This is a genomic window from Candidatus Saganbacteria bacterium (genome assembly GCA_016223245.1).
In the GTDB taxonomy this organism is placed as follows: Bacteria; Margulisbacteria; WOR-1; order XYC2-FULL-46-14; family XYC2-FULL-37-10; genus JACRPL01.
The window spans coordinates 45343-66549 of the sequence record JACRPL010000023.1; the positions used below are offsets into that span (position 1 = coordinate 45343).

General features: G+C 48.2%; 34 protein-coding genes. All 34 read right to left on the reverse strand.

Annotation, left to right across the window (positions count from 1 at the left end; genetic code table 11):
* Position 1 precedes the first annotated feature (1 nt).
* From rplQ to rpoC, 34 genes are read right to left on the reverse strand one after another with little or no spacing between them, the layout of a single operon-like run.
* Positions 2–352, reverse strand: a complete 351-nt coding sequence (gene rplQ, locus HZC34_08355; GenBank protein MBI5701833.1) for a 50S ribosomal protein L17 — start codon at positions 350–352, stop codon at positions 2–4.
* Positions 342–1286 carry a DNA-directed RNA polymerase subunit alpha gene (locus HZC34_08360; protein MBI5701834.1) on the reverse strand — a complete coding sequence of 315 codons (945 nt, stop codon included), beginning with the start codon at positions 1284–1286 and terminating at the stop codon, positions 342–344. Before HZC34_08360 ends, rplQ begins: the two co-directional genes overlap by 11 nt.
* A 21-nt stretch (positions 1287–1307) precedes the next feature.
* Entirely contained in the window at positions 1308–1913 is a 606-nt protein-coding gene (gene rpsD / locus HZC34_08365; GenBank protein MBI5701835.1) for a 30S ribosomal protein S4, read from the reverse strand.
* A complete protein-coding gene (rpsK, locus tag HZC34_08370; protein MBI5701836.1) occupies positions 1913–2299 on the reverse strand; it encodes a 30S ribosomal protein S11 in 387 nt (128 codons plus the stop codon). The genes rpsD and rpsK overlap by 1 nt, the downstream gene beginning before the upstream one ends.
* A gap of 3 nt (positions 2300–2302) precedes the next feature.
* Positions 2303–2686 (reverse strand): 30S ribosomal protein S13, encoded by a 384-nt coding sequence (rpsM, locus tag HZC34_08375; protein MBI5701837.1) that lies wholly within the window; start codon positions 2684–2686, stop codon positions 2303–2305.
* A 21-nt stretch (positions 2687–2707) separates the two neighbouring features.
* Positions 2708–2821: a 50S ribosomal protein L36 gene (gene rpmJ / locus HZC34_08380; GenBank protein ID MBI5701838.1), complete on the reverse strand. Its 114-nt coding sequence runs from the start codon at positions 2819–2821 to the stop codon at positions 2708–2710.
* A 4-nt stretch (positions 2822–2825) separates the two neighbouring features.
* Entirely contained in the window at positions 2826–3044 is a 219-nt protein-coding gene (infA, locus tag HZC34_08385) for a translation initiation factor IF-1 (protein ID MBI5701839.1), read from the reverse strand.
* Positions 3041–3787 carry a type I methionyl aminopeptidase gene (map, locus tag HZC34_08390; protein MBI5701840.1) on the reverse strand — a complete coding sequence of 249 codons (747 nt, stop codon included), beginning with the start codon at positions 3785–3787 and terminating at the stop codon, positions 3041–3043. The genes infA and map overlap by 4 nt, the downstream gene beginning before the upstream one ends.
* Positions 3784–4419 carry an adenylate kinase gene (locus tag HZC34_08395; protein MBI5701841.1) on the reverse strand — a complete coding sequence of 212 codons (636 nt, stop codon included), beginning with the start codon at positions 4417–4419 and terminating at the stop codon, positions 3784–3786. Before HZC34_08395 ends, map begins: the two co-directional genes overlap by 4 nt.
* A complete protein-coding gene (gene secY / locus HZC34_08400; protein ID MBI5701842.1) occupies positions 4416–5678 on the reverse strand; it encodes a preprotein translocase subunit SecY in 1263 nt (420 codons plus the stop codon). Before secY ends, HZC34_08395 begins: the two co-directional genes overlap by 4 nt.
* Positions 5672–6106, reverse strand: a complete 435-nt coding sequence (gene rplO, locus HZC34_08405; protein MBI5701843.1) for a 50S ribosomal protein L15 — start codon at positions 6104–6106, stop codon at positions 5672–5674. Before rplO ends, secY begins: the two co-directional genes overlap by 7 nt.
* A complete protein-coding gene (gene rpsE / locus HZC34_08410) occupies positions 6099–6596 on the reverse strand; it encodes a 30S ribosomal protein S5 (protein ID MBI5701844.1) in 498 nt (165 codons plus the stop codon). Before rpsE ends, rplO begins: the two co-directional genes overlap by 8 nt.
* Positions 6596–6898, reverse strand: coding sequence for a 50S ribosomal protein L18 (locus tag HZC34_08415; GenBank protein MBI5701845.1), 303 nt, complete (start codon positions 6896–6898; stop codon positions 6596–6598). The genes rpsE and HZC34_08415 overlap by 1 nt, the downstream gene beginning before the upstream one ends.
* A gap of 1 nt (position 6899) precedes the next feature.
* Complete coding sequence (rplF, locus tag HZC34_08420; GenBank protein MBI5701846.1) at positions 6900–7454, reverse strand: 50S ribosomal protein L6; 555 nt, start codon at positions 7452–7454, stop codon at positions 6900–6902.
* Positions 7455–7465: 11 nt separating this feature from the next.
* Complete coding sequence (rpsH, locus tag HZC34_08425) at positions 7466–7873, reverse strand: 30S ribosomal protein S8 (GenBank protein ID MBI5701847.1); 408 nt, start codon at positions 7871–7873, stop codon at positions 7466–7468.
* Positions 7874–7888: 15 nt separating this feature from the next.
* Positions 7889–8074, reverse strand: coding sequence for a type Z 30S ribosomal protein S14 (locus HZC34_08430; GenBank protein ID MBI5701848.1), 186 nt, complete (start codon positions 8072–8074; stop codon positions 7889–7891).
* 1 nt (position 8075) lies between these two features.
* Positions 8076–8618, reverse strand: a complete 543-nt coding sequence (rplE, locus tag HZC34_08435; GenBank protein ID MBI5701849.1) for a 50S ribosomal protein L5 — start codon at positions 8616–8618, stop codon at positions 8076–8078.
* Positions 8615–8923, reverse strand: coding sequence for a 50S ribosomal protein L24 (locus HZC34_08440; protein ID MBI5701850.1), 309 nt, complete (start codon positions 8921–8923; stop codon positions 8615–8617). Before HZC34_08440 ends, rplE begins: the two co-directional genes overlap by 4 nt.
* Complete coding sequence (gene rplN, locus HZC34_08445; GenBank protein MBI5701851.1) at positions 8924–9292, reverse strand: 50S ribosomal protein L14; 369 nt, start codon at positions 9290–9292, stop codon at positions 8924–8926.
* Positions 9273–9602: a 30S ribosomal protein S17 gene (gene rpsQ, locus HZC34_08450; protein MBI5701852.1), complete on the reverse strand. Its 330-nt coding sequence runs from the start codon at positions 9600–9602 to the stop codon at positions 9273–9275. The genes rplN and rpsQ overlap by 20 nt, the downstream gene beginning before the upstream one ends.
* 1 nt (position 9603) lies before the next feature.
* Positions 9604–9795: a 50S ribosomal protein L29 gene (locus tag HZC34_08455; GenBank protein MBI5701853.1), complete on the reverse strand. Its 192-nt coding sequence runs from the start codon at positions 9793–9795 to the stop codon at positions 9604–9606.
* Positions 9792–10196 (reverse strand): 50S ribosomal protein L16, encoded by a 405-nt coding sequence (rplP, locus tag HZC34_08460; GenBank protein ID MBI5701854.1) that lies wholly within the window; start codon positions 10194–10196, stop codon positions 9792–9794. The genes HZC34_08455 and rplP overlap by 4 nt, the downstream gene beginning before the upstream one ends.
* Complete coding sequence (rpsC, locus tag HZC34_08465) at positions 10183–10860, reverse strand: 30S ribosomal protein S3 (GenBank protein MBI5701855.1); 678 nt, start codon at positions 10858–10860, stop codon at positions 10183–10185. Before rpsC ends, rplP begins: the two co-directional genes overlap by 14 nt.
* The gene (rplV, locus tag HZC34_08470) at positions 10860–11201 is read right to left on the reverse strand and encodes a 50S ribosomal protein L22 (GenBank protein MBI5701856.1); all 342 of its coding nucleotides are present in this window, start codon (positions 11199–11201) and stop codon (positions 10860–10862) included. The genes rpsC and rplV overlap by 1 nt, the downstream gene beginning before the upstream one ends.
* Before the next feature lie 4 nt (positions 11202–11205).
* Positions 11206–11490 carry a 30S ribosomal protein S19 gene (rpsS, locus tag HZC34_08475; GenBank protein ID MBI5701857.1) on the reverse strand — a complete coding sequence of 95 codons (285 nt, stop codon included), beginning with the start codon at positions 11488–11490 and terminating at the stop codon, positions 11206–11208.
* Complete coding sequence (gene rplB / locus HZC34_08480; protein MBI5701858.1) at positions 11487–12317, reverse strand: 50S ribosomal protein L2; 831 nt, start codon at positions 12315–12317, stop codon at positions 11487–11489. The genes rpsS and rplB overlap by 4 nt, the downstream gene beginning before the upstream one ends.
* On the reverse strand, positions 12317–12598 hold the full coding sequence (gene rplW, locus HZC34_08485) for a 50S ribosomal protein L23 (protein ID MBI5701859.1): 282 nt from the start codon (positions 12596–12598) through the stop codon (positions 12317–12319). The genes rplB and rplW overlap by 1 nt, the downstream gene beginning before the upstream one ends.
* Positions 12598–13200 (reverse strand): 50S ribosomal protein L4, encoded by a 603-nt coding sequence (gene rplD / locus HZC34_08490; protein ID MBI5701860.1) that lies wholly within the window; start codon positions 13198–13200, stop codon positions 12598–12600. The genes rplW and rplD overlap by 1 nt, the downstream gene beginning before the upstream one ends.
* Positions 13197–13799: a 50S ribosomal protein L3 gene (gene rplC / locus HZC34_08495; protein ID MBI5701861.1), complete on the reverse strand. Its 603-nt coding sequence runs from the start codon at positions 13797–13799 to the stop codon at positions 13197–13199. The genes rplD and rplC overlap by 4 nt, the downstream gene beginning before the upstream one ends.
* Before the next feature lies 1 nt (position 13800).
* A complete protein-coding gene (rpsJ, locus tag HZC34_08500; GenBank protein MBI5701862.1) occupies positions 13801–14112 on the reverse strand; it encodes a 30S ribosomal protein S10 in 312 nt (103 codons plus the stop codon).
* Positions 14113–14116: 4 nt separating this feature from the next.
* Entirely contained in the window at positions 14117–16192 is a 2076-nt protein-coding gene (gene fusA / locus HZC34_08505; protein MBI5701863.1) for an elongation factor G, read from the reverse strand.
* A gap of 6 nt (positions 16193–16198) precedes the next feature.
* Positions 16199–16669, reverse strand: a complete 471-nt coding sequence (gene rpsG, locus HZC34_08510; protein ID MBI5701864.1) for a 30S ribosomal protein S7 — start codon at positions 16667–16669, stop codon at positions 16199–16201.
* Positions 16670–17062, reverse strand: coding sequence for a 30S ribosomal protein S12 (locus HZC34_08515; protein MBI5701865.1), 393 nt, complete (start codon positions 17060–17062; stop codon positions 16670–16672).
* On the reverse strand, positions 17062–21207 hold the full coding sequence (gene rpoC / locus HZC34_08520) for a DNA-directed RNA polymerase subunit beta' (protein ID MBI5701866.1): 4146 nt from the start codon (positions 21205–21207) through the stop codon (positions 17062–17064). The genes HZC34_08515 and rpoC overlap by 1 nt, the downstream gene beginning before the upstream one ends.

Consider the following 21207-nt stretch of genomic DNA (forward strand, 5'->3'; position numbering starts at 1 on the left):
CTTATGCAACAAATTCGATCAGCGCCAGGGACGCGGCATCGCCCTTGCGAGGCGGAAGCTTTGTAAGCCTCGTGTATCCGCCGCCCCTATCGGCAAACCGCGGCGCCATTTCGAACAATTGTTTTACGATATCCCTGTCCTTCAATACTTTATATGCCTGCCTTCTTGCCGCGATATCGCCTTTTTTGGCGAGCGTAATCAGCCGTTCGGAAACCCGCCTAATAACCTTTGCCCGCGTTAAGGTCATCTTTACCCTGCCAAACTTAATAAGCGCTGTCGCCCCGGAATTAATGATGGCAATGCGCTGGTCAGACGGCCTCCCGAGTTTTTTTAATTTTAACTTATGCCTCATGTACCTCACCCTTTAACGCCAATTTATATTCGGCTAGCTTTTCCCTGACTTCGGTCAATGATTTGCCTCCGAAATTTTTGAACTTCATGAGGTCGTCAGCCGAAAAAGCGATAAGCTCGCCTACAGTTTTTACATTGGCTTTCTTAAGGCAGTTAAGAGACCGAGCTGAAAGCTCAAGGTCCTCCAGGGTCATCTCAAGGACCGATGTTTCGACTTCGTCTTTCTTTTCGATCACACCTGTCACAAGATCCATCCTTTCGCCTAAATGCACGAAAAGATCGACATGCTTGCTCAAAATTTTTGCGCTCTCCCTTAATGCTTCATCGGGCTTGATCGACCCATCTGTCCAAATATGCAGAACCAGCCTGTCATGGTTTATTTCCTGGCCGACGCGGACTTCTTCGGTCAATAAGTTGACCTTTAAGACCGGCGTGAATATTGAATCGATAGGGATCGATCCCACAGGCAGGGTCGCTTTTTTGTTCCTCTCCGACGGGATATACCCTTTGCCTTTTTCAACAACCATTTCTATATCGAGCTTCCCGTTGCTGTCCAATGTCGCTATGACTTTTTCGGGATTGATTATTTCAATTTCCGCATCGTGTTCGATCTCTCCCGCCGTGACTTCTCCCTTTTTCTTTGTTTTTAAGGTTACGACCTTTGGGACATCCGAATGCATTTTGAACCTGACTTCTTTAAGGTTTAATATCAACTGCAATACATCTTCCGCAAGGCCGTCCATTGTCGAAAATTCATGGCTGACACCTTCGATCCTGATCGAAGTTATTGCCGCCCCTGGAAGAGATGAAAGCAGCACCCTCCGCAAACTATTTCCCAACGTAGCACCATAGCCCTTATCCAACGGTTCAACTACAAACCTGCCGTAAGTAGCCGATTCTTCTTCGCATCTGACCCAAGGTTTTTCACCAAGCATAATCACAGGCTTTCCTCCTTTTTACTTTGAATAGTATTCAACTATGAGCGATTCTTGGACTAAGCGCTCGGTATCCTCGCGCCGAGGCATATGGACAACGGTTCCCATAAAATTTTGATCCAGCGAAAGCCATGCTGGAGGCGTATACTCCTTCAGCTTTTCCTGGATCTTCTCAATAAGCTTCGGCTTTACGCTTATCGCATCATTTATTTTTACCTGGAACGATGGGACGTTTACTTTTTTTCCGTTGACTTGAACCGCGCCATGCCTTACGATCTGCCGTGCGGCTGGCCGCGATCCGGCAAGCCCAAGCCTGAAAATTACATTATCAAGCCTTCTTTCCAAAAACTGGAGGAGCAATTCGCCCGTAACGCCTGTTTTGGCGGCGGCTTTTTCAAAATAAGATCTGAATTGCCTTTCGGTTAAAGCATAAATTGCCCGCGCTTTTTGTTTTTCGCGCATTCGTTTTGCATATTCGGTTAAGCGCTGGGTCGCGGCGCCGTGCTGGCCTGGAGGATATTTTCTTCTTTCAACAGCGCATTTTGCGGTGAAACATCTCTCGCCTTTAAGAAAGAGTTTTTCGCGTTCGCGCCTGCATTGCCTGCAGGATGAAGGAGTCCTTCCCATTATACTCTCCTCCTTTTCTTCGGTCTGCAGCCGTTATGCGGGATAGGAGTGACATCTTTTATGGAAAGGATAGAGAGACCCGATCCCTGCAGCGCTCGGATCGCAGTTTCGCGCCCTGACCCCGGCCCTTTGACGAGAACATCAACTTCGCGGACGCCCGCTTCATAAGCCTTGCGCCCGGCGGCTTCAGCGGCAAGCTGCGCCGCAAATGGAGTCCCCTTTTTAGTCCCCTTGAACCCGACGGCACCCGATGACGACGATACGATCGATGCGCCGCTTTGTTCGGTTATTACAACAATCGTATTATTGAATGTTGCTTTGATGTGGGCGAGCCCTCGGCTTGCGCCTTTTCTCAACTTTATCCTTTTCTTAACAGGTTCTGCCATAAATTATACTTTTGCCTCCTCTGTTTTTTTGCTTGCCCCGATAGTTTTCCGGGCTCCGCGTTTTGTCCTTGCATTTGTCCTTGTCCGCTGGCCGCGGACAGGCAGGTTCTTGCGATGACGCGCTCCGCGGTATGCGCCGATGTCGATCAATCTTTTGATCGATTGCGTAACCTCTTTCCTAAGATCGCCTTCGACGAGGTAATCTTTCAATATTTCGCGCAATCTCAAAACCTGGTCGTCTTTTAGTTCCTTGGCCTTCATATCCGGGCTTAAGCCGCTTTCTTTGATTATTTTCCGGCTTAAAACGTCTCCTATGCCATAAAGATAAGTCAATGCGACCTCGAGCCTTTTTTCCGACGGAAGATCAACCCCTACAAGTCTTACCATTTTATTCTTATTACCTCCAGTTTAACCTTGTCTCTGTTTATGCTTTGGATTTTCGCAAATGACCCTTACGCGCCCATGCCTGCGGATCACTTTGCATTTGTCGCACATTTTTTTTACCGATGCCCTTACTTTCATATATTTACCTCGATCTGTATGTTATTCTGCCGCGCGTCAAATCGTACGGCGATAACTCGACTTTTACTTTATCGCCCTGCAAAATTCGAATAAAATTTTTTCGAATTTTACCGGAAACATGGGCAAGTATTATCTGCCCTGTTTCAACCTTGACGCGAAACACCGCATTTGGCAGTGCTTCCGTCACTTCGCCTTCCAATTCGATCACGTCTTTATTGCTCATATCCTTGTTAATATCTCCGGTTCGTTTTCAGTTACCAATATCGTATCTTCAAAATGGGCCGATAAGCTCCCGTCTGCCGTTACAACTGTCCATCCGTCGTCAAGGGTCGCGATCTTACTTGCCCCAGCATTTATCATGGGCTCGATCGCAAGCACCATGCCGGGTTTCAGTTCAACGCCTGTTCCCGCTATCCCGTAATTTGGGATCAGAGGGTCTTCATGCAGGCTTTTTCCGACCCCGTGCCCGAACAGGTCGCGAACTACCGAAAACCCATACGCGGCCGTATGCGACTCGACAGCGGCCGAAATATCCCCAACATGATTGCCTGTCCTCGATCTTTTGATCGCCAAATCGAGGGATTCCTTCGCGCACTTTAGAAGTTTTTGGGCTTGTTTTGAAACACGCCCTACGGGAAACGTCCTTGTCGAATCGCCGTAATATCCCTGATATACGACCCCAACATCGAACCCGACAATGTCCCCTTCTTTTAACTCGCGCTTAGACGGAAACCCATGGACAACTTCCGAATTCACAGAAATACATGATGTAAACCTGTATCCCCTATATCCCTTGAACGCGGGCGCCGCGCCGTATTGCGCGATCAAGCCCTCCGCCAACCGGTCAAGCTCGAAAGTTGTCGTTCCGATCATTATTTCTTTTTCAACATTAAGCAATACCTGGGCCGTGATCCTGCAAGCTTCCCTGATAAGTTTTATCTCATCGGGAGTCTTGATTATTATCATAAGCCCAGCGCTCGAAGCAAGCGCACAAAAACATCGCCAATCGCTCCCTGCGCGTCAACTTTTACAAGAGCATTCCTTTTTTCGTAGAGCTCAACAAGCGGCCTCGTGGTTTCCTCGTAAATATTGTACCGCGTCCTTATGACCTCCGCATTATCGTCTTTCCTCTGGTAAAGCTTGTCTCCGCATTTATCGCATATCCCTTCCGATTTTGGCGGGTTATATTTCACATGGTAAACTGAACCGCAGACGCCGCAGCTTAACCTTCCGGAATTGCGGTCTATTACCGCTTCAAGCGGGACTGTAAAATAAATTACTTTGTATTCCTTCCCCGTTAATATCGCGTCCAGCGCCTCGAATTGCTCAAGCGACCTCGGAAAACCGTCAAGGATAAATCCGCTGGAGCAATCCTTACCGGCAACTCTTTCGCGCGTAAGCCTAATTGTTACTTCGTCCGGTACAAGCTTGCCCGCCTCAACAAAAGATTTCGCAAGGCGGCCAACCTCTGTTCCAAGCCTGATCGATTCGCGCAAAATATCGCCGAGAGCTATGTGCGGGATATTAAGCCTTGCTGATAATTGTTTCGCCTGCGTCCCTTTCCCGCTTCCGGGAGCTCCAAGGAAAACATATATCATCCGATAAGCCCCTCGTACTGCCTGGTCAAAAGATGCGTCTCGATCTGCCGCACAAGGTCCATCGCGACGCCGACAACTATGAGAAGGGCCGTAGAGCCCAAGCCTTGGAAACTTGTGATGCGGGTCAGGCTTTCAACAATATTTGGGATAACTGCGACTGCTCCCAGGAACAATGCGCCCATAAGCGTCAATCTTGATATCGTATGTTCAAGATAATCGGCTGTAGGTTTTCCGGGCCTTATCCCCAAAATAAATCCTCCATACTTTTTAATATTTTCCGCAAGCTCCTTCGGGTTGAAGGTTATCGCGGTATAAAAATACGTAAAGAAAAATATCAAAATAAAATACAGGAACATGTAAACCCCGCCGCTCGGCGATAAAAAATGCGAGACCGACTGCATGAACGGCACCGGAATGAACTGCGCGAGCGTCGCCGGAAACAGCAGCACCGAAGAAGCAAAGATTATCGGGATAACGCCTCCTTGGTTTATCCTCATCGGGATATATGTATTGCCGCCGCCGTACATTTTTCGCCCAACGACTTTTTTAGCGTATTGGACGGGTATTTTCCTTTGGCCTTCCTGGATAAAAACAATGGCCATGATCATTGCAATGAAAGAAGCTACAAGGATTATGACCCCGATAATGCTCGCGCCGCCGCTGACCAATATCGCAGTCTGGCCTATGTAGGACGGGATGCGCGAAACAATGCCGATAAAAATTATCATCGAAGCCCCGTTGCCTATGCCCCGCTCGGTTATTAGCTCGCCGAACCACATCACAAGCACGGATCCCGCGGTGAGCGAAACAACAGTCCCCAAAAGGAATGAGGGGAAAGATACCCCGTCCTGCAATATTCCCCTTAGCCAAAAAGCCATTCCAAAAGATTGGAATAAGGCCAGCACAACAGTTAAATATCTCGTATACTGTGATATTATCTTGCGTCCGGATTCCCCTTCTTTTGCAAGCGCTTCAAGCTGCGGCATGACCACAGTCAGCAGCTGCATGATGATAGATGCATTGATATAAGGGACGATCCCCATCGCAAAGATCGAAAATCTCATCAGCGCGCCGCCGGTGAAAAGGTCAAGAAAACCCAAAAGATTGCCCTCCCCGAACAGTTGGGCAAGCTTTACGGAATCAACGCCGTAAACCGGTATGTGCGCGCCGATCCTAAAGGCTAATACCATCAAAGCGGTGAAAATAAATTTTTTCCTAAGGTCCGCTATATTAAAAATTGAGCGAAAAACATCTAGCATGTAATAGCTTGTCCCCCGGATTTTTCAATTATCTCTTTTGCAGACTTAGAGAATGCATGGGCCGTAATTTTAAGAGCTTTGGTCAATTTCCCGCTGCCAAGGATCTTTATCCTCTCCCTATCCTTTATCAAGCCTTCGGACTTGAACTGTTCGATCCCGGCCTCATTGTCGAACTTTTCAAGATCAGACACGTTCAACACCTTGTATTCCACCCTGAACGGATAATTCTTAAACCCTCTTTTCTTCGGAAGCCTTCTGTAAAGAGGCGTTTGCCCGCCTTCAAAATGCTTTCCTTTGGTCCCGCCGGCGCGGCTCTTTTGCCCTTTATTCCCGCGGCCTCCAGTCTTTCCATGCCCGGAGGATGTCCCTCGCCCGACGCGTTTTGATTTTTTCCTGTATCTTGGCTTTAATGAGCTTAATTTATACATTCTGGACATACCTCACATTGATCGATTTGCCCCTCAACAATTCCTGCTGCTCTTGTGTTTTAAGCAGGCTTAGCGCGTCAAGCGTCGCTTTTGCCGTGTTTATCGCGTTTGACGATCCAATAGATTTCGCTACAACATCTTTTACGCCTGCAAGTTCAAGTATTATGCGAACCGACCCTCCGGCAATAACGCCTTTTCCCGACGGGGCAGGCCTAAGCAATACCGTGCTTGACCCGAGCTTTCCTACGACTTCATGGGGAATGGTTCCCGAGATCATCGGGACTTTTACCAGTGATTTTTTAGCAAGATCGACGCCTTTTCTGATCGCGGCAGAGACTTCCGAAGCCTTTCCGATGCCCATGCCTACAAGCCCGCCTCGATCGCCGACAACCGACAATACCCGAAAGCCCATTCGCTTGCCGCCTTTTACGACTTTAGTCACGCGCCTAACCTGGACTACACGCTCTTCGAATTCTTTTTCTTCTGGCATTAAAACTTAAGACCTCCCTCTCGCGCCGCGTCGGCTGCCGCTTTTATTCTTCCGTGATATTTAAACCTGCCCCTATCAAAAACAACTTTTGAGATACCGGCCGCAATAGCTTTCTTAGCCAGGTCAACGCCAAGCCTAACCGATTTTTCGATCTTTTTGCCCTCTTTATAGGCTTGGGTCGAAAGGCCGACCAAAGTTTTGCCGGCCTCATCATCGACTATTTGCGCATGGATATGCTTCAGGCTTTTATACACCGAAAACCTTGGCCTATCCGCCGTTCCGAATATTTTCTTTTTTCTCATCTTATGCAGCCCCCGGGCCGGCTTTTGCGGCTTTGCCCGCTTTGCGCCGGACTTGTTCACCGATGTATTTTATCCCTTTGCCTTTATACGGTTCGACTTCCCTCACGGCACGGACATCTGCTGCAACTTGGCCTACCAACTGTTTGTCGATCCCAATTACTTTGACCTTATTTTGCCCTTCAACAACAAAAGTTATCCCGTTTGGAGGCGGGATCTCAACCGGATGCGAATATCCTACAGAAAGTGAAAGATTTTTCCCCTGCAACGCCGCCCTGTATCCGACGCCTGACAACTCAAGGGTTTTTTCAAAGCCGATAGACACACCTGTGACCATGTTCGCAATGAGCATGCGGAACAGGCCGTGTAAAGCTTTGGTCGAGCCATTCTCGTTCTTCCGCGTCAATACAAGATGTTTCTCTTCTTTTTTTATTTCAATAGTTTGCGGCAAAATGATTTCAAGTTTGCCCTTTGCGCCCGATACGACGACTATCGAATCGGATGCTTCAACTTTAACGCCGTCTGGAACATTAATTGGCGATTTTCCTATTCTAGACATAGTCCCTCCTGCTAATAAATATAACCAATTACTTCGCCGCCTACTTTTTTCTTCCGGGCCTGCTCGCCTTCAAGCAGTCCAAGGGGGGTTGAAATAATTGAAATGCCGAACCCAGATTGGACCCTTGAGAGCTCTCTTGCTCCGCTGTAAACGCGCCGGCCCGGCTTGCTTACCTGAACAAGCTCTGTAATGACCGGCTTGCTGGGCTTGCCGAACTTGTCAACGCCGTACTTCAAGGTTATCCTTAGTATCTTTTTTGCGCCCTTGGTCAGGGTTTCTTGTTTTGCGAGGAACCCCTCGGAAACAAGCACGCGCGAGATCTCCGCCTTAAGCTTTGAATACTGCATATCAACGGTATCTTTTCTCCTCGTGAGAGAGTTTTTTAATTTCGTAAAAATATCAGAAACCGGATCAAACATTGTATTATCTCCTTGTTACCAACTGGATTTTGTAACGCCCGGAAGTTCGCCTTTATGCGCAAGCGACCTGAAGCATATCCTGCATATGCCGAACTTGCGAATGTATGCGCGCGCCCTTCCGCAGACGCCGCATCTGTTGCGGATCCTTACTGCAAACTTCGGTCCTTTCCTTGCGCGTTCAAGCCAAGCTTTTTTTGCCATATTATTTCTCCCTAAAAGGAATGCCAAGCTGCGAAAGCAGCGCCTTCGCTTCCTTGTCCGTTTTTGCCGTTGTTACAATCACGATATTCATGCCGCGAGTCTTATCGACTTTGTCGTAGTCGATCTCCGGGAAGATCATCTGTTCTTTCAAGCCGAAAGAATAATTGCCGCGGCCGTCGAAAGATTTTGGGTTCAAGCCCTTGAAATCCCGGACTTTGGGAAGGCCAATATTGATCAGCTTATTTAGGAACAAGAACATCTTCTCTCCCCGCAGCGTGACCATGCAGCCGATCGGGTCCTTGGACTTCAGCTTAAAATTAGCTATGCTTTTTTTTGCCTTCTTTATCACCGCATGGAGGCCCGTAATATCTGAAATTTCAGCCGCGGCGATATCGACCGCCTTCGGGTTCGTCGTCACTTCTTTTATCCCTTCGGATATGACGACTTTCACTAATTTCGGGACTTCCATCTTGTTCTTGTAACTAAACTCCGAAACAAGGTGTTTGACGGCCTCTTTTTCGTATTTTTCTTTTAAGTTATTCATGCTTTATCTATTGCCTCTCCGCATTTTTTGCAGACACGAACGCCTTCGCTGCGCGAAATCCTGCTCGGCTTGCTGCAGCGCGGGCATATAAGTTTTACCTTGGAGATCGGCATGGCATTGGGCCTTTCAATTATGCCGCCCTGGAAGCTTTGCGTCGCGCGCTGGTGTTTTTTTATTATATTTGCGCCTTCAACTATGACCCTGTTTGATTTGCTAAGAATCCTTAGAATTTTGCCTTTTTTGTTGGCATCCTTGCCTGACAGCACCAAGACATTGTCGCCTTTTTTCAGGTTAAGCTTTTTCATTTAGACGACCTCCGGGGCAAGAGAAATTATTTTCATAAAATTCTTGTCGCGCAGTTCGCGGGCAACCGGGCCAAAAACGCGGGTCCCTCGGGGATTCCCGTCCTTTTGGATCACAACAGCCGCATTATCGTCGAACTTGACATATGAACCATCCGACCGCCTGATCGGTTTCACCATGCGAACCACAACAGCGGTCACGACTTCGCCGTCCTTGACCTGCATGTTCGGGTTCGCTTCTTTCACGACGCCGATAATTACATCGCCGATCGAGGCATAACGCTTATTGCTGCCGCCTATGACCCTTATGCACATGATGACACGCGCTCCGCTATTATCTGCAACCTGCAACTTAGTTTGAGGCTGTATCACTTTTTATCTCCTCTTTCTTTCCGCTTGAGCTCTTTTTTGGCAGGTCTTTCAGCCTTAATTTGACCTTGCCGACTATTTTAAGTATTCTGTGGAACTTTCTCTTTGAGATCGGGCGAGTTTCGATTATTTGCACCAGGTCCCCGACATTCGCTTCATTGTTCTCATCATGGACCAGGAACTTTTTCATTACCTTGATAGTTTTTTTGTATTTTGGATGCGCAAAAACCCGTTCAACCTGGACGACAGATGTCTTATCCATTTTGCGCGAAAGGACAACCCCTTCTTTTACCCTGCGAGTGCCTTTTTCCATTCTAATTCCATCCTTTTTCTTTTTTTATCGTAAGCATTTTTGCGATCTCTCTTTTTACATTGCGCCTTTTTAATGGGTTCTTGTTCTCGCCGCGAGCCTTTGAGAACCGCAAGTTCTTTAATTCGATCTTCATATCCAATATTTTTTTTGACAACTCATCGTTAGATAATTCTCTCAATTCTTTTGTTTTCATTGCGCTTTTACCATCCTGACTTTTAGCGGGAGCTTAAACGCCGCAAGTTTGAAGCCCTGCCTTGCATCCTCTTCGCTTACCCCCGCGATCTCAAATATGATATGCCCCGGGCGGACCCCGCCGATATAGCCCGTCGGCGCACCCTTGCCTCCGCCCATTCGGGTTTCAGCAGGTCTCGCAGAAAAAGGCTTGTCGGTCAGCACTCTGACCCAGACTTTCCCGCCGCGCTTTACAAAGTGCGTAAGCGCTTTCCTCGCAGCCTCTATCTGGTTTGTTTTTAAGTATCCTAATTCGACAGATTGCAGGCCAAACTCGCCATATACCAATTTATTCCCGGTAGCGGCATGACCGCGAATGCGGCCGCGCTGGGCTTTCCTGAATTTTGTCCTAGCTGGTTGCAGCGCCACTTATTTGCCCCTCCGCCTTATTTTCTTTTTTCCTCAACATGTCTCCCTTATATATCCATACTTTAACGCCGATCTTGCCGTAGATCGTCATGGCTTCGGTCGTGCCGTAATCAATGATCGCCCTTAACGTGTGGAGCGGGACGCGCCCTACCCGATAGGATTCTTTTCTTGCGATTTCAGATCCGCCCAATCGCCCGGCAACCCTTACTTTTATTCCTTTAGCCCTTGCGCGAAGCACGCGGCTGACCGATTGCTTGATCGCGCGCCTGTGCGCTACGCGTTTTTCCAGCTGGGCCGCTATATTTTCTGACACGAGCTGGGCGTTGGCTTCAGCGTTCTGCTCTTCGCGGATATTTAGCTGAACTTGTTTTCCGGTAAGCTTAGCAAGCGCATCGCGGACAACAGTGACGTCACGGCCGCCGCGACCGATTATGAGCCCCGGCCTTGCCGAAAAGATATCAACCTCTATTTGGTTCGCGCGCCTTGAAATTATTATGCGGGCGATCCCTGCTTTAAAAAGATGGTCCTTTAAGAATTTTCTTATCTTAATGTCTTCTTTTAAAAGCTTTGAATATTCGAACTTTCCCGCGAACCACAAAGCGTCTCCGTTCTCGATAATACCTAATCTCAATCCTCTCGGATGAATCTTCTGCCCCACTATTTGGCCTCCTTAGTTGCTACATAAACCGTAACATGGCTGATTCTCTTTTTGATCGGGAATCCGCGTCCGCGAGCCCTTGGCCGCATCCTCTTTATCATTCCCGCGGAATCCGCGAATATTTCACTGACTATCAGGTCTTTTTCGTTCAACTTGTAATTATTTACGGCATTTGCCGCCGCCGATTTAACGACTTTATAAATTGTCCGCGCCGATTTATGCGGCATAAATTTGAGCTCTGCCAATACATACGCCACCGGCTTGCCTCTCAGGAGCTTTATGATCCTACGGAACTTTAGAGCTGAACCCCGGACATATTTAACTTTTGCTTTTACTTTCATATATTTATGTTAATGTCGCCGTCTTGTCAGTTGGCGCAGAGTGCCCGCGAAACGTTCTTGTGTGGGCAAACTCCCCAAGTTTGTGCCCGACCATGTTTTCATTGATATAAACCGGGATGTGCTTTACGCCGTTATGTACGGCTATCGTCAAGCCTATCATCTGCGGAACAACAGTTGAACGCCTCGACCATGTCTTGATTATTTTTTTGTCCCTGGCCGATTGCATTTTTTCGACTTTTTTTAGGAGATGATCGTCCACGAACGGCCCCTTTTTAAGCGATCTGCTCATTTCTTTCTCCTTCCCAGGATAAAGCGGTCCGAAGGCCTTCGCCCGCGCCTTGTCTTATAGCCAAGCGCCGGCTGGCCCCATTTGCTTACCGGACGCGATCTTCCGATACCAGATTTTCCCTCGCCGCCGCCGTGCGGATGGTCGCATGGGTTCATGACAACTCCGCGCACTTCAGGACGCCTTCCCTTGTGCCGTTTGGCCCCGGCTTTTCCCAATGACCTGTTTTTATCATCAAGATTCCCTAACTGGCCAAGCGTTGCGCGGCAGTTCACATGCACCATTCTTTGTTCGCCTGAAGGCATTTTTAAAATAGCATAATCGCCTTCTTTCCCAAGCATTGAAATAGAAGCGCCGGCCGAACGCGCAAGCTGTCCGCCGCGCCCCGGCATCAGTTCGACATTATGGACCACGGAACCGACAGGGATGCTCGCTAAAGGAAGAGAATTCCCGAGCTTGATCTCTGCATTTGGCCCGGACTCAACAGCGTAATTGACCTCTATCCCTAACGGCGCTAAAATATATCTCATCTCGCCGTCTGAATATTTTATGAGCGCGATCCTAACATTCCTGTTGGGATCATATTCGATCCCCAAAACCTTGGCTTCCATATTGTCTTTATTTCGCTTGAAATCTATCATGCGATAAATAAGCTTCGCTCCGCCTCCCCTGTGGCGCATGGAGATCCTTCCGCCAAATCCGCGCCCGGTGCTTTTTTTCAGCCTGACGCATAATGACTTTTCGGGCGAATATTTTGTTATATCGTCGAACGAATCATTTATCTGGAACCTTGCTCCCGGGGACCTGGGTTTCATTTCTTTTAATGCCATTAGACTTCGAGCTCCTCTATTTTTTGGCCGTCGGCAACCGTGACATAGGCTTTCTTATAGGATGGCGTCTGCCCGATCTTATATCCGACTGACCTTGTTTTGCTCCGAACCCTTACAGTGTTCACGGCCTGCGCCTTAACTTTAAATATCTTGTTGACTGCATGCCTTATATCAATTTTTGTCGCGGAATTATGGACTTTGAAAACATATTTTCTCTCGCCTCGCGCCGTAAAAGCTTTTTCGGTCACTATCGGCTCAAGTATTATCTGGTAAGGGTCCATTAAACCAACAACTCCTTTAATCGTAAAACAGCATTATTATCGATCACTACCGTGTCAGCATTCAAAAGATCAAAAATATTCAAGTCCTGGTCGCGGACAATTTTTATTTTTTCCAGATTTCTCGACGCCATGTCCAAGTTGTCCGAAATTTTGCTTGCGACAAAAAGCACCTTTGAACCGCTAAGCCCCAATTTGCCTATAAGCTCGAGCATTGACTTCGTTTTTGGCTTATCAACAGATATATCATCAACCAGCCTTACTTGGCCTTCGCGTGCCTTGTCGGACAAAACAATTTTAAGAGCCAATTGGCGGACTTTCTTTGGAAGCGCAAAGCTGTAATCCCTGGGCTTTGGACCAAAAATTACGCCCCCGTGCCTCCACAATGGAGACCTGATCGTCCCGGCTCTGGCGCGACCTGTGCCTTTTTGCTTCCACGGTTTTTTGCCGCCGCCCGAGACTTCGGCACGCGTCAACGCGGAATGCGTACCCGCGCGCTTTGATGCCAAGAACCATTTAAGCGTCTGATGCACCACTTCTTCGTTCTTTTTTATTTCGAACAATTCTGCTGGTAAGCCTGCAGCGAGCTTAGTCGAGTTGTTCATGATTTCACTATCTCCACTAAGTTCCCTTTTGATCCGGGTACCGACCCTGAAACTAAAATAAGGTTATTGTTAAGATCGACCCTGACTACCTTTACATTTTTAAGGGTGGCTCTGACCGCTCCCATATGGCCCGACATCCTGCGGCCCTTATAAACTCGGCCGGGGGTCGTCCCTGAACCGATCGATCCCGGGATCCTATGCGATTTGCTGCCATGCCCCATAGGCCCCCTGTGGTGGTGCCATCTTTTTATCGTTCCTTGGAATCCTTTCCCTATAGTTACGCCGGATACTTTTACAGAATCGCCGTCTTTGAAAATATCAACTTTAATTTCCTGCCCTATCTTATAATCCTCGGGCTTTTCGACCCGGAATTCCCTTAAGTTCTTAAGCTTCAGCTCCTTAAGCATCCCCTGCATCGGCTTATTCACCTTTTTCGCCGGGCCAAAGCCGACTTGTATCGCATTGTAGCCATGCTTTTCTTTTGTTCGGAGCGCCGTAACAATACATGGGCCTGCTTCAACCACGGTTACAGGCCGTACATTCCCTTTTTCGTCGAAAATTTGCGTCATTCCTATTTTTTTACCGAGAATTGCGCTCATGTTATTTTAATTTTATCTCCACATCTACCCCCGCAGGCAGGTCAAGCTGCATCAGCGCGTCAACTGTGTCTTTCGGCGGGTCGAGAATATCAACTAGCCTCTTATGCGTCCTTATCTCAAAATGCTCGCGTGATTTTTTATCGACATGCGGGGACCTTAGCACGCAGTACACTTCTTTGTTCGTAGGCAATGGTATCGGGCCTGAAACAAGCGCGCCGACCCTTTTTGCCGTATCGACTATTTTTTGCGCCGACTGGTCGAGCAGCCTGTGGTCGTAACTCTTCAAACGGATCCTGATCCTTTGTCTTGCCATTTTTTTATGCCTTCCCCGAGGCCTGAGCTATGATGCCTTCTGCAACGCTCTTTGGAACCTCTTCATAATGTGAAAACTCCATCGAATAATTCCCTCTTCCCTGGGTTCTGCTCCTCAAATCCGTCGAGTAGCCGAACATCTGGGCGAGCGGTACCTTTGATTTGATGACCTGCATTCCGGCGTTCATTTCCATGCCCTCAATGCGCCCGCGCCTGCTGGACAAGTCGCCTATTACATCCCCCATGTAAAGTTCTGGAACAACAACTTCAACCTTCATCAACGGCTCTAAAATAATTGGTTTGCTTCTTCTTACGCCGTCTTTTAATGCCATAGATGCGGCTATTTTAAACGCGATCTCGGACGAGTCTACATCATGGTATGATCCGTCAGTAAGCGTTGCTTTAAGGTCGATAACCGGATATCCAGCGATAACGCCCGTTGCCATGGCTTCTTTAATGCCGGCTTCAACCGGCGCTATATATTCGCGGGGAACGGTTCCCCCGACTATTTCGTTCACGAATTCAAAGCCCTTGCCCGCAGGCATCGGTTCAATTTTGAGCCAGACATGGCCATATTGGCCTCGGCCGCCGGTCTGCCTGATGAATTTGCCTTCGACTTCGCATGTGCCTTTAATTGTTTCTTTGTATGCGACTTGCGGTTTGCCGACATTTGCTTCAACTTTGAATTCACGCAGAAGCCTGTCGACAATAATTTCAAGATGTAGTTCTCCCATGCCGGAAATAATTGTTTGTCCGGTCTCCGGGTCGCCTTTGATCCTAAAAGTTGGGTCTTCTTCGGCAAGGCGGGACAACGATATTCCAAGCTTTTCCTGGTCAGCTTTGGTCTTAGGCTCGATCGCTACAAATATAACAGGCTCTGGGAACGTTATCGATTCAAGAATGATCGGCTTTTCTTCCAAGCACAAAGTATCGCCAGTGCCGGTATCCTTTAATCCGACAACAGCCGCTATATCGCCTGCACGAACCTCCTGCAATTCTTCCCTCTTGTTCGCGTGCATTTGGAGAAGCCGGCCGATCCTCTCCCTCTTGTCCTTTGAAGAATTTAAAATATACGAACCTGTTTTTAGGACTCCAGAATATACCCTGAAGAATGTCAAGCGCCCGACAAACGGATCGGCCATGATCTTGAACGCAAGAGCCGAAAATGCTTCATCATCCGATGCTGCTCTTGATTCTTCATCGCCAGTCTTTGGATTAATGCCCTTTACGGCGGGAATGTCGACAGGCGATGGAAGATAATCAACGATCGCATCGAGCAAAGGCTGGACGCCGCGATTCTTAAATGCCGTGCCGCAGGCTACCGGGATCATCTTCAATGTGATCGTAGCCAAGCGGATGCCTTTCTTTATTTCATCCAACGTTAATGTTTCGCCGGCTAAATATTTTTCAAGGAGAACATCGTCTGTTTCGGCGATTGTTTCAAGCAATTGGTCGTGATATTTTTTCGCTTTATCGACAAGATCGGCAGGGATATCCGTTACGGTGTATTTTGCCCCGATTTCGTCGTTATATACAATAGCTTTCATGGAAACAAGATCGACAACTCCCTGGAAATTATCTTCAGCGCCTATCGGCATCTGGATCGGGACGGCTTTTGCCTGCAGTCTTTCTTTGACCTGGCTTACGACCTTGAAATAATCCGCGCCAACCCTGTCCATTTTGTTGACAAATACGATCCTCGGCACTTTATACTTGTTCGCCTGCCTCCAAACGGTTTCCGATTGCGGCTGGACGCCGCCTACCGCGCAGAAAATAAGGACAACGCCGTCAAGCACGCGCATTGACCGCTCAACTTCAACGGTAAAATCAACGTGCCCGGGAGTATCGATGACATTGATCCTGAAATCCTTCCAAGTCGTAGATATCGCGGCCGATGTGATCGTTATTCCCCGCTCTTTTTCCTGTTCCATCCAATCGGTTGTCGTATTGCCTTCGTCAACATTGCCGATCTTGTGTATCTTGCCTGAATAGAAAAGCACCCTTTCGGTCGTTGTTGTTTTCCCGGCATCTATATGAGCCGCAAAACCGATATTCCTATATTTTGATATATGATCAGCCATTAATTTTTACCACCTAAAATGGGCGAATGCCTTGTTTGCTTCAGCGGTCTTGTGCATGTCTTCGCGCTTTTTCATAGCAACGCCTGTTCCCGAAAAAGCATCGAGCATTTCCTGCGAAAGCTTCTCTATCATGCTTTTCCCCGCCCTTTCGCGGGCCGCATCCCTTAACCATTGCATCGCAAGAGCTTGTCCGCGTTCGCGCGTAACCTCGATCGGGACTTGGTATGTTGCGCCTCCGACGCGCCTTGACTTTACCTCCATCAAAGGAGCAAGTTTTACAATAACCCCGTCGAATATTTCCAAAGCGCCTTTTTTTGTCTTCTCTTCGGCGATCTTTAATGCGCTATAGATTATTTTTTCAGCCTTGCTCTTTTGCCCGTCATACATGAGCTTATTGATAAATCTTTGTATAGGAACGCTATTGTAAATCGCGTCTCCTTCTATTTTTCTTTTTTGGACCCTTCCGTATCTTGGCATTTACGCTCCTTTACCAGCCGCCGCTTTCGGGCGTTTTGCGCCGTATTTTGAACGGCCTTGCCTTCTGTTCTCAACGCCTGTCGTATCAAGCGACCCTCTGACTATATGATATCTGACGCCGGGAAGATCTTTTACACGGCCTCCGCGGATCAAGACTACCGAGTGCTCCTGGAGGTTGTGCCCGACTCCCGGGATATAAGCTATGACTTCCGTACCGCCTGTTACCCTTACTTTTGCAACTTTTCTTAATGCGGAATTCGGCTTTTTAGGGGTCGTCGTGTAAACACGGGTGCAAACTCCGCGCTTTAACGGGTTCCCTCGAAGCGCCGGCGCTTTCGTTTTGAATTTCTTGCTCTGTCTTCCTTTCCGAAGCAATTGGTTTATTGTTGGCATTACGACATCTCCCCTACTGTTGGAACAAGTTCCAAATTTCTGTATCCAATGAAGCCCGTCCCTGCAGGAATGAGCCTTCCTATGATAACGTTCTCTTTAAGCCCGTACATTTCGTCGCTCTTGCCGCGGATGGCCGCATCAGTCAGCACGCGGGCTGTTTCCTGGAAGGAGGCGGCAGAAATAAAACTTTCGGTCGTAAGGGAAGCTTTTGTTATTCCGAGCAAAACTTCCTCTCCCTCGGCGTTATCGCCCTTCACCTTTTCGTTTATCTTGTCTAGGGCAAGCTTATCGATAAGCTCGCCGGGCAGAAGGGTTGTGTCTCCAGGCTTTACGATGCGAAGCTTTTTGGTCATCTGTTTTATAATTACCTCGATATGCTTGTCGTTGATCGTAACACCTTGCGACCTGTATATCTTTTGGATCTCATTGACAATATGTATCTGTACAGCCTGCGCGCCCAATATCCTTAATACATCGTGCGGGTTGACCGCGCCGTCGGTCAGCTGTTCGCCCAAATGCACCCTGTCGCCGGATGTGACTTTTAAGCGGACCTCATATGGGATGACATATTCCCTCTTTTCATCTTTCCCATAAACCGTGAGAAGCCTTGATCCTTCCTTGTCGGACATCGAGACCGTGCCTTCGATCTCGCACAATACCGCAGCATCTTTGGGGCGCCTTGCTTCAAAAAGCTCTTCAACTTTCGGCAAACCTTGGATGATATCGCGCGTTTTGGAAGGGTCGCGCCTCATTGCCTCAACTTTTGCCAAGACATCGTATGGGTCGACCGTCTTATTGTCCTCAACCATGATCCTCGATGACGCGACAACAAGATAACTTTCGCCGGGCACTACTAAAATCTCATTCTTCTTGATATCAATAACGATGCCTGATGTTTTTGAAATAAGTCCGGTCGCTATCTCATCGCCGATCATGACCTTATCCCCGACCTTAACAAGCACCTTTGAAGCTGATTGTAGCTCGTATCCTTTCTCGATTTTAGGGTTATAAACGAATATTTCCCCGTCTTTTTTTGCGATCGACTCTGTTACCACATGATGGCCAATGCGTTTTTTGCGGGAAAGCGTCTCAAGCCCGAGAAATTTTATCTTCCCCGGCGCCTGGGCGATTATGTATTCGTATGTCGGGTCGTATTCCGCGATAATGTCGCCGGGCTTAACGGCTTCTTTGTTCTTTACAAGCAAAGTCGATCCGGTCGGAACAAAATATTCTTCTTTTTTATCCTTGATCTTAATAATTATGTTGCCGCTCCTGACGACCATTTTTATGCGGGCGCCGGTTTCGCTCTCAACATCCTTCAACTCCAAGCCTTCGCCAAATTGGGCTTCGCCGCCGTGCTTAACCTTGATCGAGATCTTCGCAGTCTTGTGCAAAGCGACTCCCCCGATGTGGAACGTTCTCATGGTGAGCTGGGTTCCAGGTTCGCCTATACTTTGGGCGGCGATCGCGCCGACCGCTTCGCCGATGTTGACAATATTCCCGGTCGAAAGGTCTTTGCCGTAGCAAGCGCGGCACAGCCCGCGTTTTGTTCTGCATGTCAATGGCGATCTGACGGTAACCCTTTCGATCCCGGCCTCCCTTATCTTTTCAGCTGTTTCCTCATCAATTTCTTCGGAAGCTTTCGCCAAAACTTTTGAGGTCAAAGGATCGACAATATTTTTTACGGGCGCGCGGTTCACAAGCCTCTGGGACAATGGGATTATCTCTTCGTATCCTTCGCGGATCGAGGTCAAAACAACCCCGTCCTCGCTTCCGCATTCATCTTCGGTTATCATAACATCCTGGCTGACATCGACAAGCCGCCTTGTTAAATATCCGGAATCGGCCGTGCGGAGAGCGGTATCTACAATACCCTTTCGCGCGCCGTATGAAGAAATAAAATATTCGGTAACGCTTAGGCCTTCTTTAAAGTTCGTCCGTATGGGGATCGGGATGATGTTCCCTGAAGGATCCGCCATGAGGCCGCGGATGCCTGCAAGCTGCCTGACCTGCTGGACATTTCCGCGAGCTCCCGAAAAAGCCATCATATAAACCGAATTGAGCTTATCAAAGCCTTTTAGCAAAGCCTGGGTAACATCTTCGGTGACATTGCTCCAGATATCAAGCGACCTTAAAAACGCTTCGTTTGGAGAAAGCGTTCCCTCTCTTGCCGACTGCTCAAGCTCAACAATTTCCGCTTCGGCTCGGCTAAGTATCTCTTTCTTTTCCGGCGGGACCTTAAGGTCGTCGATCGATATTGAAACGCCGGCGATAGTCGCGTATTTGAACCCTAGCCTCTTGATCTCATTTGCGATCTCGGAAGCGACAGCCGCCCCGTATTGCTTGTATGCCTTCAGGATAAGTTTTTCCAACCCTTTTTTATCGACGATCGTATTTATATACGGGAACTTCTCGTCCGCAGAAACTTTTTTCGCAATAACATTATTTATAGTGTAATTGAATTTTATGCGTCCGACCGTCGTTTCGACAAGCGCGCCGTCCCTGCGTACTTTTACCGCCGAATGAAGGTGTATCCTGTCAAGGTCGTGCGCAACCATTGCTTCCCAATCATTAGAGAATATCATTCCGGCTCCAAGCTTTTGGTTCTCATTATCCGCTGTCATATAATAGGTGCCGAGGACCATATCCTGGGTCGGCGTGATGACGGGCCTCCCGGACGCGGGAGACAGGACATTGTTTGACGCAAGCATAAGAAGCCTTGCTTCAACCTGCGCTTCTGTCATAAGCGGCACATGGACGGCCATTTGGTCGCCATCGAAGTCCGCGTTGAACGCTGGACAAACAAGCGGATGGATTTGTATAGCTTTCCCTTCTACAAGTATTGGTTCGAACGCTTGGATGCCCAATCTATGGAGTGTAGGGGCGCGGTTTAGGAGAACAGGATGTCCCTTGATGACTTCTTCCAAGATATCCCAAACCATGACTTCGCCTTTTTCGATCATTCTCTTTGCAGACTTCACGTTTTGCGCAAAACCGCGGTCAACCAGCTTGCGGATGACGAACGGCTTAAAAAGTTCGAGAGCCATGTCTTTGGGCAGGCCGCACTGGTGTATCTTTAAATTTGGCCCGACAACTATAACTGAACGGCCTGAATAATCAGCGCGCTTGCCCAATAGATTTTGCCTGAAACGGCCCTGCTTCCCTTCAATAATATCCGTCAACGAGCGAAGCGGCCTTCCTGTCGATCCGACAACAGCTCTTTTTCTCCTGCCGTTGTCGATCAATACGTCGACTGATTCCTGGAGCATGCGCTTTTCGTTCCTGATTATCATATCAGGAGCTCCCATGTTGATCATCTTCTTCAAGCGATTGTTCCGGTTCAGCACTCTCCTGTATAAGTCGTTAAGATCTGATGTTGCAAAGCGTCCTCCTTCCAACTGGACCATTGGCCTAAGGTCTGGCGGGATCACCGGAAGGCTTTCCATGATCATCCATTCAGGACGGTTGCCGGATTGTACGAACGATTCGATCACCCTCAACCTTTTAATGATCTTGAGCCGTTTTTGCCCGTCGGATGTTTTAAAATCGCGCCTTAATCTCGCGGCTGTAGCATCAAGATCGATGCGACCAAGCAATTCCCTTATGGCTTTAGCGCCTGTTTCGGCCTTAAAGGTTTCTCCGTATTTTTCGCGGGCTTCGACATATTCGGCTTCACGCAGTATCTTTCCGACTTTTAATTTCGATTTGCCGCTTACTTCTGTCACAATGTATGAATCGTAATAAATAACTTCTTCGAGGCCGCGCCCTGAAATATCAAGAAGCAGGCTCATGTATCCTGGAACAGACCTCAAGAACCAAATATGGGCTACCGGCACCGCAAGCTTTATGTGGCCCATGCGTTCGCGCCTGACCCTTGACGTTGTAACTTCAACGCCGCACCTTTCGCAGACTATGCCCCTATACCTTACTCTTTTGTATTTCCCGCAATGGCATTCCCAATCTTTGACCGGCCCGAAAATAACTTCACAAAACAACCCGTGCCTTTCGGGCTTGAAAGTACGGTAATTGATGGTTTCGGGCTTCAACACTTCTCCGTTGGACCATTCGAGTATCCTGTTGGGGGACGCGATCCCGATCTGGATAATATCGAATTCAAGATTTTCAGATTTTGATATTATTGGCAT

Excerpts from the sequence above, each read along its gene's own strand:
- rplQ (MBI5701833.1), bottom strand. The coding sequence starts at position 352 with ATGAGGCATAAGTTAAAATTAAAAAAACTCGGGAGGCCGTCTGACCAG.
- HZC34_08360 (MBI5701834.1), bottom strand. The coding sequence starts at position 1,286 with ATGCTTGGTGAAAAACCTTGGGTCAGATGCGAAGAAGAATCGGCTACT.
- rpsD (MBI5701835.1), bottom strand. The coding sequence starts at position 1,913 with ATGGGAAGGACTCCTTCATCCTGCAGGCAATGCAGGCGCGAACGCGAA.
- rpsK (MBI5701836.1), bottom strand. The coding sequence starts at position 2,299 with ATGGCAGAACCTGTTAAGAAAAGGATAAAGTTGAGAAAAGGCGCAAGC.
- rpsM (MBI5701837.1), bottom strand. The coding sequence starts at position 2,686 with ATGGTAAGACTTGTAGGGGTTGATCTTCCGTCGGAAAAAAGGCTCGAG.
- rpmJ (MBI5701838.1), bottom strand. The coding sequence starts at position 2,821 with ATGAAAGTAAGGGCATCGGTAAAAAAAATGTGCGACAAATGCAAAGTG.
- infA (MBI5701839.1), bottom strand. The coding sequence starts at position 3,044 with ATGAGCAATAAAGACGTGATCGAATTGGAAGGCGAAGTGACGGAAGCA.
- map (MBI5701840.1), bottom strand. The coding sequence starts at position 3,787 with ATGATAATAATCAAGACTCCCGATGAGATAAAACTTATCAGGGAAGCT.
- HZC34_08395 (MBI5701841.1), bottom strand. The coding sequence starts at position 4,419 with ATGATATATGTTTTCCTTGGAGCTCCCGGAAGCGGGAAAGGGACGCAG.
- secY (MBI5701842.1), bottom strand. The coding sequence starts at position 5,678 with ATGCTAGATGTTTTTCGCTCAATTTTTAATATAGCGGACCTTAGGAAA.
- rplO (MBI5701843.1), bottom strand. The coding sequence starts at position 6,106 with ATGTATAAATTAAGCTCATTAAAGCCAAGATACAGGAAAAAATCAAAA.
- rpsE (MBI5701844.1), bottom strand. The coding sequence starts at position 6,596 with ATGCCAGAAGAAAAAGAATTCGAAGAGCGTGTAGTCCAGGTTAGGCGC.
- HZC34_08415 (MBI5701845.1), bottom strand. The coding sequence starts at position 6,898 with ATGAGAAAAAAGAAAATATTCGGAACGGCGGATAGGCCAAGGTTTTCG.
- rplF (MBI5701846.1), bottom strand. The coding sequence starts at position 7,454 with ATGTCTAGAATAGGAAAATCGCCAATTAATGTTCCAGACGGCGTTAAA.
- rpsH (MBI5701847.1), bottom strand. The coding sequence starts at position 7,873 with ATGTTTGATCCGGTTTCTGATATTTTTACGAAATTAAAAAACTCTCTC.
- HZC34_08430 (MBI5701848.1), bottom strand. The coding sequence starts at position 8,074 with ATGGCAAAAAAAGCTTGGCTTGAACGCGCAAGGAAAGGACCGAAGTTT.
- rplE (MBI5701849.1), bottom strand. The coding sequence starts at position 8,618 with ATGAATAACTTAAAAGAAAAATACGAAAAAGAGGCCGTCAAACACCTT.
- HZC34_08440 (MBI5701850.1), bottom strand. The coding sequence starts at position 8,923 with ATGAAAAAGCTTAACCTGAAAAAAGGCGACAATGTCTTGGTGCTGTCA.
- rpsQ (MBI5701852.1), bottom strand. The coding sequence starts at position 9,602 with ATGGAAAAAGGCACTCGCAGGGTAAAAGAAGGGGTTGTCCTTTCGCGC.
- HZC34_08455 (MBI5701853.1), bottom strand. The coding sequence starts at position 9,795 with ATGAAAACAAAAGAATTGAGAGAATTATCTAACGATGAGTTGTCAAAA.
- rplV (MBI5701856.1), bottom strand. The coding sequence starts at position 11,201 with ATGAAAGTAAAAGCAAAAGTTAAATATGTCCGGGGTTCAGCTCTAAAG.
- rpsS (MBI5701857.1), bottom strand. The coding sequence starts at position 11,490 with ATGAGCAGATCGCTTAAAAAGGGGCCGTTCGTGGACGATCATCTCCTA.
- rplB (MBI5701858.1), bottom strand. The coding sequence starts at position 12,317 with ATGGCATTAAAAGAAATGAAACCCAGGTCCCCGGGAGCAAGGTTCCAG.
- rplW (MBI5701859.1), bottom strand. The coding sequence starts at position 12,598 with ATGGACCCTTACCAGATAATACTTGAGCCGATAGTGACCGAAAAAGCT.
- rplD (MBI5701860.1), bottom strand. The coding sequence starts at position 13,200 with ATGAACAACTCGACTAAGCTCGCTGCAGGCTTACCAGCAGAATTGTTC.
- rplC (MBI5701861.1), bottom strand. The coding sequence starts at position 13,799 with ATGAGCGCAATTCTCGGTAAAAAAATAGGAATGACGCAAATTTTCGAC.
- rpsJ (MBI5701862.1), bottom strand. The coding sequence starts at position 14,112 with ATGGCAAGACAAAGGATCAGGATCCGTTTGAAGAGTTACGACCACAGG.
- fusA (MBI5701863.1), bottom strand. The coding sequence starts at position 16,192 with ATGGCTGATCATATATCAAAATATAGGAATATCGGTTTTGCGGCTCAT.
- rpsG (MBI5701864.1), bottom strand. The coding sequence starts at position 16,669 with ATGCCAAGATACGGAAGGGTCCAAAAAAGAAAAATAGAAGGAGACGCG.
- HZC34_08515 (MBI5701865.1), bottom strand. The coding sequence starts at position 17,062 with ATGCCAACAATAAACCAATTGCTTCGGAAAGGAAGACAGAGCAAGAAA.
- rpoC (MBI5701866.1), bottom strand. The coding sequence starts at position 21,207 with ATGCCAATAATATCAAAATCTGAAAATCTTGAATTCGATATTATCCAG.